Source organism: Streptomyces sp. NPDC107517 (assembly GCF_055582645.1).
The window spans coordinates 522827-539180 of record NZ_JBVJPM010000003.1 but is presented as its reverse complement, the minus strand read 5'-3'; the positions used below and the strand labels follow the sequence as shown (position 1 = coordinate 539180).

Genomic DNA, 16354 nt, shown 5'->3' with positions numbered 1-16354 from the left:
ATCCGCATACGAATAGCCGAGATCGAATTTGCTAACGGCCGATCTCTTGTTACCGTTCGAGTAGCCCGGTTGCTGGTGCATCCCCCGTCGCCAGCAACCGGGTCCTTGTTTTTCCGGGACTTCCCCGTGGGCCTGCGCCCGGGAAATCGCCCCGTTCGCTCAGCGTCCGGCCGACGTCGGCGCGTTGCTTCCCGACCTGAGCAGCAGCGGCCCGGCGTCCCCGGCTCCCGCGAACTCCGCCACCGCCGAGTAGGCGCTCGCCTCACCCGAAGTGCGTTCCCGAGGCGTGTCACACGTCCCCGGTTCGTCCTGGGCACCCACCGCGCAGTGCATCTGTACGGTGCGTCCCCCCGGAGCCATCAGCGTCAGGACGGAACTCAGCGGCCCCCCTGTCGCGTTCCGGTAGTAGGTCCTCGCCCACGTGTCCCGCCCCTGGGTCAGTACGCAGGTCTGCGCCTCGATGCCGTCAGGAGAGGCGAGTTCGGGTCCGCACCGTGCCGTCGTGGCGATCCCGAGACCGTCGAGGAAGGAAGTGCCCGCCGGCCGCCCGTGGGACCGGCGCGCCTTGCCTGCGGTATCCGTGGCCGCCGTGCCGCTCTCGCTCGTGCCAGGTTTGTCGTCGACCTTGTCGGCGCTGTCGGCGTTAAGCATGGGCAGTTCGCCGGAGTTGAGGCTGTCCTCCACGGCCGTGTCGCCGACGGGACCCGCGGACGCGCCCGCCAGCGGGAGGAGAACGGTCAGGACCACGACCGCGAGAAGACCGGATAGACGAAGGCGCGAATGGGGTCTCCCCTGCTCGAGGCTGATCGAGAGCTTGGGGAAGGGGGAGGGCATGCGCCGAAGATATCGGCGCATGCCCTCTTCACACCCTCGCCGCGCGCCCGATTCCCCTACAACTCGGGCGCGCTCACACCCGTACGAGTGAGGGCATCCACCACCGCGTCCACCACGGCCTCCACATCGGGCACCCAGGGCGCCGCGGAGCCGGGCAGCGGTGCGCGCTCCCAGCGGACCTGACCGAGGCCGGTGTCGGACGGAGGCAGTGCCAGATAGCCGCCCTCGCCGTGGAAACGCAAGGACCCCGGCACCCAGTCCTGGGCGTAGAGCAGCTCACCCAGCTGCTCCATGGAGTAGGGCGCCACGAGGATGAAGAGGCGGTCCCTGGTGGCGACGACCGGGCCGAGCCTGATGTCCGTACGGTCGAGCGCCTTGAGGGCGCGGGCCCCGGCGACCGAGGGGAGGCTCACCGCGCAGGGTGCGCGGCCGCCGCTCGCGCCCGCACCGGCCCCCGTGGCCAGCACGATCGGCGCCGTCGGGCGGTTGGTCCACCACCAGCGGATCATGCGCTCGTCCGTGGTCGCGGCGAGCAGGCCGGGGTCGAAGGGGTGCGCGCCGGGCACCGTGCACTCCGGGTCGGGGCAGGCGCAGCTGACGCCGTCACGGCGCCCCGCCCCCACGAGCCCCACGCCCGGGAGCACGGGCCACTGCCATGCGGTCGCGAAGGTCAGGGCCGCGCTGAACTGATCAGACTTCCCGTTGTTTCGCCTGGACAGGAGCCTGCGTCGCCTTCCGAGGATCTCGCGCATGAGCGCTCGTTCCTTTCCGTAGACCGAAGAGAACGCTGTGGGCCACATCACACTGTGTGTCGAGCACTTCACTGAGCGTACATACTGGGAGTGCCGCACCCCAGCCTTGAGCGGGGGGAACCCCTATAGTCCGAGCGCCGGCCGCGTACTTGAATAGCCTGGCGTGGGGTGGCGGCGCCTGGCGTTTGCCGTCGCGCGTGTTACTCGCCGTCTCCCCCACGGGAGGATGGGGCACGGTCGTCGGTGGTTAGGACGCCCGGGTCCGTCGCCAGGTTCCGGGTCGATCCCAACTGTCCCTGGCCTTCTCCGAGTACGTACCCATCACGACCGCTGTGACGCTCTGTCGAACAAGGCCAGTCGACCGCAATATGCCCTAACCCGAGGCAGTTTTCAGCCAAGTTCGATCAGAGATCACTAATGCCGCACGGGCCTCCTGGACACCAGGAATCCCAGCAGGACAATGCTGGACATCCCCTCATCGGTGCGTGTAGATGTGGAGACACTGCTGGCGGCGCAGAATCACATGGGGGTTTGCGATGCTATTGAGCAATACGCACCGGTCGGAAAGCCGGACGCCATGACAGCCCCGCACTTCCCGAAAGTGGCTGGAATCGATTCAACGGTTCCCCCACCGGCACACACTGTCGCGCCCGCGTCACCCGCGCCCGCGCCCCCTTCCTCCGCTGCAGCACCCGGCGCCCCCGGAGCCCCCGGAGCACTGATCCAGGACCGGCTCGCCGGCTGGGTCTCCGACCTCACCACGCTGCACGAACTCACCGAGCGCCTGGCCAGGACGGCCGTCATGGACGACGCCCTGCACGAGGTGCTCCGCGCCGGTGCCGCCCTCGTCGGCGCGCGCCGCGGACTCGTCGTCCTGGAACCGGCCGACGGCCTGGGCCCCGACACCACCGTCGGCCTCGGCCTCGCCCGCTCCGACCTCGGCCATATCGAGACGGTGCCGCGCGGTGCGACCTCGTACGGGAGGATCCTCGACCGCACGGACGCGAACGACGAGCCCGAGGTGCACGCGGATCTGCTGTCCGAGGACGGGCTCGACCCGCGCCACCGCGAGGTCGCCGCCCGGCTCGGCTACGCGGCGAGCTTCGCGGTGCCCCTCGCGACCGAGGCGGCGGGCCGGCTCGGCGCCGTGGTGTGGCTCTACGACGAGCCCGCCGAGCCCGTCGAACGCCAGCGCCATCTGGTCGGTCTGTACACGCGCTACGCCACCGAACACCTCGCGCGCCTGCTCGAACTGGAGCGGGCGCGCACCAAGTCCCGCACCATCGCGGAGGAGTTGCTGCCGCCGCGGCTCCCGCGGGTCGCGGGCGTGCAGCTCGCCGCCCGGCACCGCACGGGACCGCGCGGCGGAGGCGACTGGTACGACGCGCTGCCGCTGCCCGAGGGCGCGCTCGGCCTGGCCGTCGGCTCCGTCACCGGCTCCGGGGCCAGCGCCGTCGCCGCGATGGGCCGGCTCAGGGCCAGCCTGCGGGCGTACGCGGTGATGGAGGGCGAGGACCCCGTCGCCGTCCTGTCCGATCTGGAGCTGCTGCTCCGGCTGACCGAGCCCGCGCGCAGCGCCACCGCCCTCTTCGTGTACTGCGAGCCCGCCCTGCGCAAGATCGTCCTGGCCGGTGCCGGGCACAGCCCGCCGCTGGTCATCGGCGAGAGACGCACCGAGTTCCTGGAGACGTCGCTGTCCGCGCCGCTCGGGATGCTGGCCTGCTGGGAGGCGCCGAGCGTCGAATTCAGCCCGGAGCCCGGCGAGACCGTGCTGCTGTACACGGACGGACTGCTGCACCGCACCGGTGACCCGATGGACCGCGCCTTCGCCCGTCTGCACGCTGCGGCGGCCGGCGTCCCGCGCACGATCCGCGACGACCCCGGCGCGATCGCCGACCACGTCCTGCACACCGTCCTGCCGGACGGGCTCGACGCCGCCGACAGCGACGAGGACGTCGTGCTGCTCGCCGCGCGCTTCGAGTGATCCGGTGACCGGGGCCGTACAGCCCGTAGCCCCTGATGTAACAGGTCTTCCGGCCCTGGGCCCCCTTCCGTGCGACCGTACGATGGAGGGGGTCCATCGTTGTACCCAGGCCGCACCCAGGCCGATCCCAGGGCCGTATCTAGGAGGAAGACGTGTCGGAGGAGCTCACCCCGGAGAACCCGGAGATCGCTCAGACCGAGGGCGACGAGCCGATCAAGCAGCGCAAGAACGGCCTGTACCCGGGCGTGTCCGATGAGCTCGCCGAGAGCATGAAGTCCGGCTGGGCCGACACCGAGCTGCACGGCCTCGAGCCGATCGCGCAGGCGTCCGAGACGGCCGCCCGCCGCGCCGCCCTCTCCGCGCGCTTCCCCGGTGAGCGCATCGTCGTCCCCGCGGGCAACCTCAAGACCCGTTCGAACGACACCGAGTACGCCTTCCGCGCCTCCGTCGAGTACGCGTACCTGACCGGGAACCAGACGGAGGACGGCGTCCTCGTCCTCGAGCCGACGGTCTCCGGGCACGACGCGACGATCTACCTGCTGCCGCGCTCCGACCGCGAGAACGGCGAGTTCTGGCTGGACGGCCAGGGCGAGCTGTGGGTCGGCCGCCGCCACTCCCTCGCCGAGGCCGAGCAGGTCTACGGCATCCCCGCCTCCGACGTGCGCGAGCTCGCCGGCCACCTGGCCGAGGCGAGCGGCCCGGTCCGCGTGGTGCGCGGACACGACGCCGGCATCGAGACCGCCCTGACCGACAAGGTCACCCGCGAGCACGACGACGAGCTGCGCGTCTTCCTCTCCGAGGCCCGCCTCGTGAAGGACGCGTTCGAGATCGGCGAGCTGCAGAAGGCCGTCGACTCCACCGTCCGCGGCTTCGAGGACGTCGTGAAGATCCTCGACAAGGCCGAGGCCACCAGCGAGCGCTACATCGAGGGCACGTTCTTCCTGCGCGCACGCGTCGAGGGCAACGACATCGGCTACGGCTCGATCTGCGCCTCCGGCCCGCACGCCTGCACCCTCCACTGGGTCCGCAACGACGGCCCGGTCCGCTCCGGCGATCTGCTCCTCCTGGACGCGGGCGTCGAGACGCACAGCCTCTACACCGCCGACGTGACGCGCACGCTGCCGGTCAACGGCCGCTACACCGAGCTCCAGAAGAAGATCTACGACGCCGTGTACGAGGCCCAGGAGGCCGGTATCGCGGCCGTCAAGCCCGGTGCCAAGTACCGCGACTTCCACGACGCCGCGCAGCGTGTGCTCGCCGAGAAGCTCGTCGAGTGGGGCCTCGTCGAGGGACCGGTCGAGCGCGTCCTCGAGCTGGGCCTCCAGCGCCGCTGGACGCTGCACGGCACCGGCCACATGCTCGGCCTCGACGTGCACGACTGCGCCGTCGCGCGCACCGAGACGTACGTGGACGGCACCCTGGAGCCCGGCATGTGCCTGACCGTCGAGCCCGGTCTGTACTTCCAGGCCGACGACCTGACCGTGCCGGCCGAGTACCGCGGCATCGGCGTCCGGATCGAGGACGACATCCTCGTGACCGAGGACGGCAACCGGAACCTCTCCGCCGGGCTGCCGCGCCGCTCGGACGAGGTCGAGGCGTGGATGGCTCAGCTCAAGGGCTGAACCACGCGCGCGTAGAGACGCGTTTGCGAAGTGGCCGGGCACGGCGTGACGGTGCCCGGCCACTGTCGTGCCCGGAGGGGTTCAGGCGGAGACCAGGGGAGCGTCCTGGCGCCACTTGAGCACCTTGTCGAAGCTGACCACCGCGCCGCCCCTGCCCGGTCGGTTGACGAAGTGGACGTGGTCCGCGAGCTCCTGGATGAGACAGAGTCCGCGGCCGTGCTCGGCGTGGTCGGGGGCGGGCTTGAGCAGCGTCGTGCCGCGGCCGCGCAGGGCCGGGAAGCCGGGACCGGAGTCGGCGACCTCGATGCGACAGGTCTCGCCCTCCAGGTAGGCCGTGACCCGGTACGCGCCCGCCGGATCGTCGGGGTCCGGATCGCCGCCGTGCTCGACGGCGTTGGCACAGGCCTCGGTGAGGGCGACGGACAGGTCGTACGAGACGTCGGGGTCCACGCCCGCGGTCTCCATGGTGTCGATCAGCAGGCGTCGGGCGAGCGGAACGCTCGCGGCCTCGCGGCGCAAGTGCAGAGACCACCAGATGCTCATGCTCCAGCCTCCAGGCCGCGGCTCGACATACCGATACGTATTGCCGCAACGGCCCCTGTGCAATCGCACGCTTCGCGTGATACCGCCCATACGGCGGACGCGCGGACCGGTGGCGGCGGTGTACGCAGTCGGCGTCAGCGGTGTCCGGAGTCGGCTTCAAGCGGGCGGGGCGGAAGATTCCGGACCTTGTGGACCTGCCGTATGAGGCGGGTAAGCCCAGTGCGATGATGAGGCCGCCATGTCTGCCCCCCACCAGCGCGAGGCGCGCACCGGAACGGATGTCCGGCTGCTGAGGGCCGCGGTGTTCACCGCGGTCTGCGTCGCGTTGTCCGCGGCCGGACATGTGCTCGCCTCGTGCGCCACCGTCCCGCTGTGGACGTTGGGCGTCGGGTTCCTCGCGGTGTTCGCCGTGGCGGCGCCGCTCGCCGGGCGCGAGCGCTCGCTGCCGGGCATCGCCGCCGCTCTCGCGGTTGGCCAGACCGGTCTGCACGCCCTGTTCGGAGTGGGCCAGCACGGCACCATGACGATGGCGCAGACAGCACAGGAACCCTCGGCCGTGGAGCGCGCGGCCCGGCTCATGTGCGGCTCCGGCATGGCGGCGATCAGCCCCGCGCAGGCGCAGAAGATCCTGTCGGACGCCGGCGTCGAACCCGGTTCCGGAACGGCCGTGCACCACCACATGGCCACCGGAGCGGCCACCTCCATGTCGCTGCTGCCGTCCCTGCCGATGCTGCTCGGGCACCTGCTCGCCGCGGTCGTCGCGGGCTGGCTGCTGCGCCATGGAGACCTCGCGCTCGGCCGCCTCGTCCGCCTCTCGGCGAACTCGGCGCATGGAGTCGCCCAGGGGGCGCTCGTCCGTTCCCTGCGCGCCGCTCTCGCTCTCGTGCGCGCCCTCAGGGCCGGTCTGCCCGGGGCTGCGGAGGCGGCGCCCCATGTGGTGCCCGTCGATCTCCTCGCACCACTGCCCCTGCGTACGACGGCACTTCAGCACTCGGTGATCAGGCGCGGCCCGCCCGCGGACGACGCGTTCCGTCTCGCTGCCTGACACGACACACGTACTCCACGCGGGTCCCTGCACGGGTTCCCGCACAGCGCGGAGGAGTGTCGTGCGGCACGCGCGCGTGCCCCGTTCCCGGTGCGCGCACTCACCGTTCGCCTGATCTCGCTGAACCCGAGTGGAGTGGTTTCTGCCATGAAGAAGATTTCCCGCGTCGCCGCAGTCGGTGCCACCGCCGCGTCCGCCGTCCTGGTGCTCTCCGTCCCCGCCTTCGCGCACGTGAGCGTGCAGCCCGAGGGCGTCGCCGCCAAGGGCGGATACGCCGTCGTGAACTTCAAGGTGCCGAACGAGCGCGACGACGCCGCGACCACCAAGGTCGAGGTCAACTTCCCGACCGACCACCCGCTGGCCTCGGTCATGCCCGAGCCCATCCCCGGCTGGACCGCCAAGGTCACCAAGTCCAAGCTCGACAAGCCGCTGGAGATGCACGGCGAGAAGATCGACCAGGCCGTCTCCCAGGTCACCTGGACCGCCGACGGCTCGGGCAAGGACAAGGGCATCCAGCCCGGCTTCTTCCAGAAGTTCCCGCTCTCCATCGGGCAGCTGCCCGAGGACACGGACGAGCTCGTCTTCAAGGCGATCCAGACCTACGACAACAAGGAAGTCGTGCGCTGGATCGAGCCGCAGGCCAAGGGCCAGGAGGAGCCGGAGAACCCGGCACCCACCCTGGAGCTCTCGGCCGCGACCGAGGACCACCACGGCGGCGCCGCGGCCGACGACAGCGCCAAGTCGGGTGACGACAAGCCGGCTACGGCCTCCTCGTCGGACAGCTCCTCCGACGGCTCCTCCGACAGCGACACCACCGCACGCGCCCTCGGCATCGCCGGCATCGTCGTCGGCGCTGCCGGCGTGGCCTTCGGCGTGCTCGCGGGACGCCGTCGTACCAACAGCTGAACCAGCCGCGGGTGTGCACCGGGGCCGGCGCAGACGTCGGCCCCCCGCGGCCGCCGGCCGACCCCGGTGCACACCGGCCCGCCTCACATCTGGGACATTTTTCTATGCGCTCTCCCCGTAAGACCCCGCACACAGGTCCTCGCCGGGCCCTCCGCAAGAAGACGCTGCTCGCCGCCGGGCTCGTCGCCGCGGCCTCGCTCACGCTCTCCGCCTGCGGCAGTGGCGACGACGGCAACAAGCCCGTGGCCGAGGTCTCCGCCGAGACCGGCTCGAACAAGGCCGCGACCGTCCTCGACTCGCCCTTCAAGAAGCCGGACCTCGTCCTCACGGACACCCACGGCAAGAAGTTCGACCTGCGCGAGCAGACCAAGGGCAAGCCGACACTGATCTACTTCGGCTACACCCACTGCCCCGACGTGTGCCCCCTGACGATGAGCAACATCGCCGTCGCCAAGAAGGCACTGCCGAAGGCCGAACAGGACAAGCTCCGGGTCGTCTTCGTCACCACCGACCCGGACCGCGACACCGCACCCGTCCTCGGCAAGTGGCTCAAGGCGCAGGACCCCGACTTCATCGGCCTGACCGGCGACTTCGCCACCATCCAGGGCAGCGCCCGCACCCTCGGCATCTCCATCGAGCCGACGGAGAAGGACAAGAACGGCAAGCTCGTCTCGATGCACGGCACGCAGGTCATCGCCTTCTCGCCGAAGACCGACGCCGGCTACGTCCTGTACGGCGAGGACGCCACCGTCGACGACTACACCAAGGACCTCCCCAAGATCATCAAGGGGGAGCAGCCGTGAGGCGTACACCGCTCGCTCTCGGTGCCACGGCGCTGGCGGCCGGACTCGCCCTCACGGCCTGCGGCTCCGGAGACTCGTCGGCCTCGGCGTCCTCCGGCAAGCCCGCGGTCAAGGTCGGCGGGGCGTTCATACCGGCGCCCGCGGGCGGCGACATGGCGGCCGGCTTCTTCATCGTGCACAACAGCGGCGGCGCCGACACGCTCACCTCGGTGACCAGCGCCATCGCCCAGCAGGTCACCCTCCACTCCACCAAGGGCGGGGTGATGAAGGAGCAGAAGTCCTTCCCCGTCCCGGCCGACGGCGAGCTCGACTTCGAACGCGGTGGCAACCACCTCATGTTCGAAAACCTCAAGCAGACGCCGAAGGAGGGCGACAAGGTGTCCGTGGAGCTGCACTTCGCCAAGTCCGGCACCGTCACGGTGACCTTCCCGGTGAAGGCCGCCACCTACAACCCGACGGCCAAGTCGGCGCACTCGTCGATGTCGTCGGCGTCGACGATGGCATCGCACAAGTCGAACCTGTCGCACACGTCGCACACGTCGCACTGAGGGGCTGACCGTTCGTGAAGACCATCGCTCCCCGCTTCCGGCACCTGTTGCTGCTGCTTCTCGCCGTCACCGGCGCGCTCCTCGCAGGCGCCGCGCCCGTCTCCGCGCACGCCGCGCTGACCGGGAGCGACCCGAAGCAGGGCGCGGTGGTCGAGCAGGCCCCCACCCGGGTGTCCCTGACCTTCTCCGAGGAGGTCGCGATGTCCGACGGCTCCGTACGGGTCCTCGACCCGGCCGGGAAGCGCGTCGACACGGGCAAGACGACGGACCTCGGCGGCACGACCTACGGGGTCCCCCTCCACTCCGGGCTGCCCGACGGCACGTTCACCGTCGCCTACCAGGTCGTCTCGGCCGACAGCCACCCCGTCTCCGGGGCGTTCACCTTCTCCATCGGCGCCCCCTCCAAGACCACCGCGGCACTGCCCGACCAGACCGCGGGCGGCGGCGTCGTCGGCGGTCTCTACGGCGTCGCGCGGTACCTCTCCTACGGGGGGTTCATCCTCACCGTCGGCGGCGCGGCCTTCGTCCTCGCCTGCTGGCCGCGCGGAGCGGGCGTACGCCCCGTGCAGCGGGTCGTTGTGGGCGGCTGGATCACCCTCACCGGCGCGACCCTCGCCATGCTCCTGATGCGCGGCTCCTACACAGGGTCCGGCGCGGTCGGTGACATCTTCGACCTGACCCTCCTCGGGCAGGTCCTGCAGACCAAGTCGGGCGCGGCACTGGTGTCACGGCTCCTGCTCCTCGCCGCCGCCGCCCTCTTCATCGCCGTGCTCTTCGGCGCGTACGAGAAGCGGACCGACCCCAAGGAGAAGAAGGACCTCACCTTCGGGCTCGCGATCGGCGGCGCGGTCGTCGCCGCCGGTCTCGCCGCCACCTGGGCGATGGCCGAGCACGCCTCCACCGGCATCCAGGCCGGACTCGCCATGCCCGTCGACGTCCTGCACCTGCTCGCGGTGGCGGCCTGGCTCGGCGGCCTCGCCACCCTGCTCGTCGCCCTGTACCGGGCACCGTCGATCGAGGCCGCCGCCGTCCGGCGGTTCTCACGGGTGGCGTTCTGCGCGGTCTCCACGCTGGCCGTGACCGGGCTCTACCAGTCGTGGCGCCAGGTCGGCTCCTGGTCGGCGCTCACCGGCACCCGTTACGGGCAGCTGCTGCTGGTCAAGATCGGGCTCGTCGCCGTCCTGGTCGGCGTCGCCTGGATCTCGCGGAAGTGGACGGGACGCCTGTCGGAGAGCCTCGCCCCGGAGGCTGCCGCAACCACTGTGATCGAGGAGCGCTCGCGGTCGGAGGAGGCAGTGACAGTACCTACTGGCGGCGCTTCGAAGGGATCGTCGTCCGGGGAAGGGGGCAGTGGCGAAGCGGATTCCCGTTCCGGTGGCGATACAGGCTCCGGTGCCGGCAGCAATGCGGGCTCCGGTGCCGGCGGCGACACGGGCTCCGGCCCCGATGTCGACGACAAGCGGTCCGCCCAGCTCGCCCGCCAGCGCGCCGTCCTGGCGACCGCTCGCGAGAAGCGCCTACGGGACGCCGACCCGGGCCGCTCCGGACTGCGCCGCTCCGTACTCACCGAGGCCGGTGTCGCCGTCCTCCTGCTCGTCGTCACCACCGTGCTCACCTCCACCGAGCCGGGCCGCACCGAGGAGGAGGCCAAGGCCGTCACCGCGGCGGCCTCCCAGCGGTCGGGGCCGCTCTCCCTGAAGCTGCCGTTCGACACGGGCGGCCAGGACGGCAAGGGCACACTTCTCCTGGACATGGACCCCGGGCGCACCGGCAGCAACGACATGCACGTCTATGTGGAGCGCCCCAACGGCAAGGCGTTCGACGTCCCCGAGGTGAAGGTCTCCTTCACCCTCGCCGCGAAGAAGCTCGGCCCCCTGCCGGTCGTTCCCGACCACATCGCCACCGGACACTGGAGCGCGAGCGGCGTGCAGATCCCCGTGGCGGGCGACTGGAAGATCGCGATCACCGTGCGCACGTCCGACATCGACCAAGTGACCGTCAACAAGAACGCGAAGATCGGCTGACCCCCACCATGGCTGACTCCGAGAACCGGACCGACTCCGGCATCTCCCGACGGCGGCTGCTCGGCACCGCGGGCGCGACGGGCCTCGCCCTGGGCGCCGTGGGCGGCGCCGCCGGGTACGCGACCGCGTCGTCGAGCTCCCCCGACACCGCCGCGTCGTTGACCTCTCTCGGCGCGGACCGCGTGATGTTTCACGGGAAACATCAGGCCGGCATCACGACCCCGACGCAGTCCCGCGGGCACCTGATCGCCTTCGATCTCGCGCCGGGCGCCAAACGCAAGGAAGCGGCTGCGCTGATGCGGCGCTGGTCGGCCACCGCCCAGCGGCTGATGGCCGGGGAAGCCCTCGACGACTCCGACACGCAGGTTGCCGGCGACGCCGGTCCTTCCTCGCTGACGCTCACCTTCGGCTTCGGCCACAGCTTCTTCTCCCGTACGGGGCTGGAGAAGCAGCGTCCGGCGGCGCTCGACCCGCTCCCCGACTTCTTCTCCGACCACCTCGACAAGACCCGGAGCAACGGCGACCTGTGGGTGCAGATCGGCGCGAACGACGCGCTGGTCGCTTTCCACGCCCTGCGCGCGGTCCAGCGGGACGCAGGGGAAGCGGCCAGGGTGCGCTGGCAGATGAACGGCTTCAACCGCTCGCCCGGCGCCACCTCCCACCCCGTGACCGCCCGCAATCTCATGGGCCAGATCGACGGAACCAACAACCCGAAGCCGGCCGACGCCGACTTCGACAAGCGGATCTTCGTGCCCGCGTCGGGCGACCCCGCCTGGATGGCCGACGGCTCGTACGCCGTCGTACGGCGCATCCGCATGCTCCTCGACGACTGGGAGAAGCTGTCGGGGAAGGCACAGGAGGACGTCATCGGGCGCAAGAAGTCCGACGGCGCGCCCCTGACCGGGGGCACGGAGACCACGAAACCGGACCTGGAGAAGACCGGCGCGGACGGCAAGCTCGTCATACCCATCAACGCCCACGCGCGCATCACCCGGCCCGACCAGAACGGCGGCGCCGCGATGCTGCGCCGCCCGTTCTCGTACCACGACGGCATCGGCCACGACGGGGTGCCGGACGCCGGGCTGCTCTTCATCTGCTGGCAGGCGGACCCCCTGCGCGGCTTCGTGCCGGTGCAGCGCAAGCTCGACCGGGGAGACGCCCTGTCGGACTTCATCCGTCACGAGTCGAGCGGGCTGTTCGCGGTGCCCGGCGGGGCAGCAAAGGGCGAGTACGTGGGGCAGGCGTTGCTGGAGGCCCATTAGGGTGACCAATATGTCAGCCAGCTACGCGTATCTCGGCCCTCAGGGAACCTTCACCGAGGTTGCTCTGCGCACGCTCCCGGAGACCGCCACCCGGGAACTCGTTCCGATGGTGTCCGTGCCCGCCGCACTCGACGCCGTACGCAACGGCGAGGCCGAGGCCGCGTTCGTGCCGATCGAGAACTCCGTCGAGGGCGGCATCACGACCACGCTCGACGAGCTGGTGGCCGGCGAGCCGCTGATGATCTACCGCGAGGTGCTGCTCTCCATCACCTTCGCGCTGCTGGTCAGGCCCGGTACGCAGGTGTCGGACATCAAGACGGTGACGGCCCATCCCGCGGCTCAGCCGCAGGTCCGCAACTGGATGAAGGCGAATCTCGCCGAGGACGTGACGTGGGAGTCTGCGGCGTCGAACGCGGACGGTGCGCGCCTGGTCCAGGAGGGCCGCTACGACGCGGCGTTCGCGGGCGAGTTCGCCGCGGAGCGCTACGGCCTGGTGCCACTGGTCACCGAGATCCATGACGCGGAGAACGCGCAGACGCGCTTCGTCCTCGTCGGCAAGCCGGCCCGCCCCGCCGCGCCCACCGGCGCGGACAAGACCTCCGTGGTCATCTGGCAGCGCGACGACCACCCGGGCGCGCTGCTCGAACTGCTCCAGGAGTTCGCGGTGCGCGGGGTCAACCTGATGCTGCTGCAGTCCCGGCCGACGGGTGAGGGCATCGGGAACTACTGCTTCGCCATCGACGCGGAGGGCCACATCTCGGACCGCCGCGTGGGCGAGGCGCTGATGGGGCTCAAGCGGGTCTGCCCGCAGGTGCGCTTCCTGGGCTCGTATCCGAGGGCCGGTGTCACCGTGGCGGACGTCCGGACGCCGCGGACGGGAACGTCCGACAGCGACTTCATGGCGGCGTCCGACTGGCTCGCGCGCTGCCAGGACGGCCGTTTCTGACGCCTTTGCGTTCCAGCCGGCACCTTCGGACAAACGGGTTCCAGCAGGCATACGGGTTCTGGCACCTCCGGAGACACGGGTTCCGGCAGGCCTACGGGTTCCTGCACCTTCGGACATACGGGTTCTGACGGTTTTCCGGCGTCTTCGGGCGCCGGATTTCGACGTCCTCAGAACCAGTCCTACCTGCAGATTTTCTCCATCCACAGAAGTTATCCACAGGTGTGCTTCTCGACCTGGGGACAAGTCGACACCATCTCACTACATGGTCGACAAATCGCCCTACAGCCCACAACCCCGTCCACAGGCGCGCACGTCACCCCTCGTCCACTCTTTTCCTTTGATCAACTCTATAGAGCGAACCATTTCCACTCGAAAGTGCGTGTGAGATGAGTTTGGATCGGGAATCCTTCGCCGCTCATGCGGCTTTCGGAACGATCTCTTCCGGCATCCACAGATCTTTCGCACAGCCTGTGGATAACCTCGCGGGGGCCCACATTCCTGTGGACAACCCCGCCGCCAAGTTCCGCCCCGCACAAGGCGACTTGGTCAAGTGACTGTGCCGCGTCTGCCCCATTTCGGGGAATGGGATCCTTTTCATTGACCGGCGTCCACAGTGTCCGACCGGCCCCGAGAAGATCCATTTCGGCCACGCGCTTTGCCGCGCGTCGACCATCCCTTGCCGAATTCACATCCGGCAAATCGGGCATAAGGTAACGCACGGGATATCGGTTCGTGTGCTGGAACCGCGCACCGGTAGCCTTGAGGGGTGATTGACCTTCGCCTGCTTCGTGAGGACCCCGACCGTGTTCGCGCCTCCCAGCGCGCCCGTGGAGAGGACGTCGCGCTCGTCGACGCCCTGCTCTCCGCCGACGAGCGGCGCAGGTCGTCCGGGCTCCGCTTCGACGAGCTCCGTTCCGAGCAGAAGTCGCTCGGCAAGCTGATCCCCAAAGCCTCCGCCGACGAGAAGCAGGAGCTCCTGAAGAAGGCCGGCGAGCTCTCCGCCGCCGTCAAGAGCGCCGAGGCCGAGCAGCGCGAGGCCGACGAGGAGACCCAGCGCCTCGCCCTCCTGCTGGGCAACATCGTGCACACGGACGTCCCGGTCGGCGGCGAGGAGGACTTCGTCGTCCTCGAGACGCACGGCACGATCCGTGACTTCGGCGCCGAGGGCTTCGAGCCCAAGGACCACCTGGAGCTCGGCGAGGCGCTCGGCGCCATCGACGTCGAGCGCGGCGCCAAGGTGTCGGGCTCGCGCTTCTACTACCTGACGGGCGTCGGCGCGCTCCTCGAACTCGCCCTGGTGAACGCGGCGATCGCGCAGGCCACCGAGGCCGGCTTCATCCCGATGCTGACGCCGGCGCTGGTGCGCCCGCGCGCCATGGAGGGCACGGGCTTCCTCGGCCAGGCCGCGGAGAACGTGTACCACCTGGAGAAGGACGACTACTACCTGGTCGGCACCTCCGAGGTCGCACTCGCCGGGTACCACATGGACGAGATCCTCGACGCGGACAAGCTGCCGCTGCGCTACGCCGGCTTCTCGCCCTGTTTCCGCCGCGAGGCCGGTACGTACGGCAAGGACACCCGGGGCATTTTCCGGGTGCACCAGTTCGACAAGGTCGAGATGTTCTCGTACGTCGCTCCCGAGGACGCCGAGGCCGAGCACAAGCGGCTTCTGGAGTGGGAGAAGCAGTGGCTGACCGGCCTCGAACTGCCCTTCCAGGTCATCGACGTGGCGACGGGCGACCTCGGGTCCTCGGCCTCGCGCAAGTTCGACTGCGAAGCGTGGATCCCGACGCAGGGCAAGTACCGCGAGCTGACCTCGGCGTCGAACTGTGACGGCTTCCAGGCCCGCCGCCTGTCCATCCGGATGCGCGACGGCAAGAAGGTCCAGCCGCTGGCGACGCTGAACGGGACGCTGTGCGCGGTACCGCGCACCATCGTGGCCATCCTGGAGAATCACCAGCAGGCCGACGGCTCCGTGAGGGTGCCCGAGGTGCTGCGTCCGTACTTGGGGGGCCGAAAGATCCTGGAGCCGATCAACAAGTGAGCCACCCTGCTCCGCTGGATCACCCGTTCCCGTACAAACTCGTCGCGACCGATCTCGACGGGACGCTTCTGCGGCCCGACGACACGGTCTCCGAGCGGACGCGTGAGGCGCTCACCGCGGTCACCGCGGCGGGCGCCGCCCACATCATCGTGACCGGGCGGGCCGTGCCCTGGACCCGGCACATCCTCGACGACCTCGGCTACGAGGGCCTCGCGGTGTGCGGGCAGGGCGCGCAGGTCTATCACGCCGGCGAGCACCGGCTGCTGACATCGGTCACCCTCGACCGGCAGCTGGCCGGTCTCGCACTCTCCAAGATCGAGGCGGAGGCCGGGCCGCTGGCTCTGGCCGCGAGCCGTGACGGCCTCGAGGGCGAGGTCGTCGTGGGGCCCGGCTATCAGGTGCAGGAGGGCCCCCTGCCGGTCATCCCGTTCACGGATGTCACCGAGCTGTGGGCGGCGCCGCTGAACAAGGTGTACGTGCAGCACCCGGGCATGACCGACGACGAACTGGCCGCCCTGGCGCTGGCCGTGGCCGGTGATCTGGTGGGCGTCACGATGGCGGGCGAGGGCATCGTCGAGCTGCTGCCGCTCGGTCTCTCGAAGGCGACCGGTCTCTCGCTGGCCGCGCGCCGGCTGGGCGCGAAGGCGGCCGACACGATCGCTTTCGGCGACATGCCCAACGACATCCCGATGTTCGGCTGGGCGGCGCACGGCGTGGCGATGGCCAATGCCCACGCGGAGCTCAAGGCCGTCGCGGACGAGGTCACGACGTCGAACGCGGACGACGGCATCGCGGTGGTCCTGGAACGCCTGCTGGGCTGACGGCCTGCCGTCGCCGCGGCCGTCCGCGGGTGCCGTTCCCTTGGGGCGCGGCACTGCAAAGTCTGGGTGGGCGGCCCGCGCACCCGAAAGGTGCGCGCTCGAAGCGGCCGCCCCGGGCAGCCTCCCCGTGAGCCGGCTCGTACGGAGTGAGTAACTACTCCGGAGCCTGCCGTGGGCTGCCCTGCTGGGAGCTCGACGGAATCTTGACCGACATCGTCTC

At 70.3% G+C, this 16354-nt stretch carries 14 protein-coding genes; 11 read left to right on the top strand and 3 right to left on the bottom strand.

Translation table 11 applies throughout. The features are described 5' to 3' along the window. Nucleotides 1-159: 159 nt before the first annotated feature. Both ACZ67T_RS10205 and ACZ67T_RS10200 read right to left on the bottom strand, forming a co-directional pair. Nucleotides 160-747 (bottom strand): hypothetical protein, encoded by a 588-nt coding sequence (locus ACZ67T_RS10205; protein ID WP_469982928.1) that lies wholly within the window; start codon nucleotides 745-747, stop codon nucleotides 160-162. 143 nt (nucleotides 748-890) lie between these two features. Beyond that, nucleotides 891-1586 (bottom strand): bifunctional DNA primase/polymerase, encoded by a 696-nt coding sequence (locus tag ACZ67T_RS10200; protein WP_116512149.1) that lies wholly within the window; start codon nucleotides 1584-1586, stop codon nucleotides 891-893. Between the two features lie 460 nt (nucleotides 1587-2046). On the opposite strand from ACZ67T_RS10200, the gene ACZ67T_RS10195 reads away from it, so the two are divergent. Then, nucleotides 2047-3570: a PP2C family protein-serine/threonine phosphatase gene (locus tag ACZ67T_RS10195; RefSeq protein ID WP_469982926.1), complete on the top strand. Its 1524-nt coding sequence runs from the start codon at nucleotides 2047-2049 to the stop codon at nucleotides 3568-3570. 152 nt (nucleotides 3571-3722) lie between these two features. Then, the gene (locus ACZ67T_RS10190; protein WP_469982925.1) at nucleotides 3723-5192 is read left to right on the top strand and encodes an aminopeptidase P family protein; all 1470 of its coding nucleotides are present in this window, start codon (nucleotides 3723-3725) and stop codon (nucleotides 5190-5192) included. Nucleotides 5193-5273: 81 nt separating this feature from the next. Here the strand turns inward: ACZ67T_RS10190 and ACZ67T_RS10185 are convergent, their stop codons facing one another. Then, entirely contained in the window at nucleotides 5274-5735 is a 462-nt protein-coding gene (locus tag ACZ67T_RS10185) for an ATP-binding protein (protein WP_469982923.1), read from the bottom strand. A 238-nt stretch (nucleotides 5736-5973) separates the two neighbouring features. Between ACZ67T_RS10185 and ACZ67T_RS10180 the strand changes: the two genes are divergently transcribed. From ACZ67T_RS10180 to ACZ67T_RS10140, 9 genes are all read left to right on the top strand, one after another. Then, a complete protein-coding gene (locus ACZ67T_RS10180; RefSeq protein ID WP_469982921.1) occupies nucleotides 5974-6780 on the top strand; it encodes a hypothetical protein in 807 nt (268 codons plus the stop codon). A gap of 147 nt (nucleotides 6781-6927) precedes the next feature. Beyond that, entirely contained in the window at nucleotides 6928-7686 is a 759-nt protein-coding gene (locus ACZ67T_RS10175) for a YcnI family copper-binding membrane protein (protein WP_469982920.1), read from the top strand. A gap of 104 nt (nucleotides 7687-7790) precedes the next feature. Continuing rightward, the gene (locus tag ACZ67T_RS10170; protein WP_469982919.1) at nucleotides 7791-8489 is read left to right on the top strand and encodes an SCO family protein; all 699 of its coding nucleotides are present in this window, start codon (nucleotides 7791-7793) and stop codon (nucleotides 8487-8489) included. Further along, nucleotides 8486-9037 (top strand): copper chaperone PCu(A)C, encoded by a 552-nt coding sequence (locus ACZ67T_RS10165; RefSeq protein ID WP_469982918.1) that lies wholly within the window; start codon nucleotides 8486-8488, stop codon nucleotides 9035-9037. The genes ACZ67T_RS10170 and ACZ67T_RS10165 overlap by 4 nt, the downstream gene beginning before the upstream one ends. A 14-nt stretch (nucleotides 9038-9051) precedes the next feature. Beyond that, nucleotides 9052-11061, top strand: a complete 2010-nt coding sequence (locus tag ACZ67T_RS10160) for a copper resistance CopC/CopD family protein (RefSeq protein WP_469982916.1) — start codon at nucleotides 9052-9054, stop codon at nucleotides 11059-11061. Nucleotides 11062-11069: 8 nt separating this feature from the next. Beyond that, complete coding sequence (gene efeB, locus ACZ67T_RS10155; RefSeq protein WP_469982914.1) at nucleotides 11070-12323, top strand: iron uptake transporter deferrochelatase/peroxidase subunit; 1254 nt, start codon at nucleotides 11070-11072, stop codon at nucleotides 12321-12323. Nucleotides 12324-12333: 10 nt separating this feature from the next. Beyond that, nucleotides 12334-13269: a prephenate dehydratase gene (gene pheA, locus ACZ67T_RS10150; protein WP_326774990.1), complete on the top strand. Its 936-nt coding sequence runs from the start codon at nucleotides 12334-12336 to the stop codon at nucleotides 13267-13269. 766 nt (nucleotides 13270-14035) lie between these two features. Then, the gene (serS, locus tag ACZ67T_RS10145; RefSeq protein WP_383088939.1) at nucleotides 14036-15313 is read left to right on the top strand and encodes a serine--tRNA ligase; all 1278 of its coding nucleotides are present in this window, start codon (nucleotides 14036-14038) and stop codon (nucleotides 15311-15313) included. After that, a complete protein-coding gene (locus tag ACZ67T_RS10140; RefSeq protein WP_469982911.1) occupies nucleotides 15310-16134 on the top strand; it encodes an HAD family hydrolase in 825 nt (274 codons plus the stop codon). Before serS ends, ACZ67T_RS10140 begins: the two co-directional genes overlap by 4 nt. Nucleotides 16135-16354: the final 220 nt, after the last annotated feature.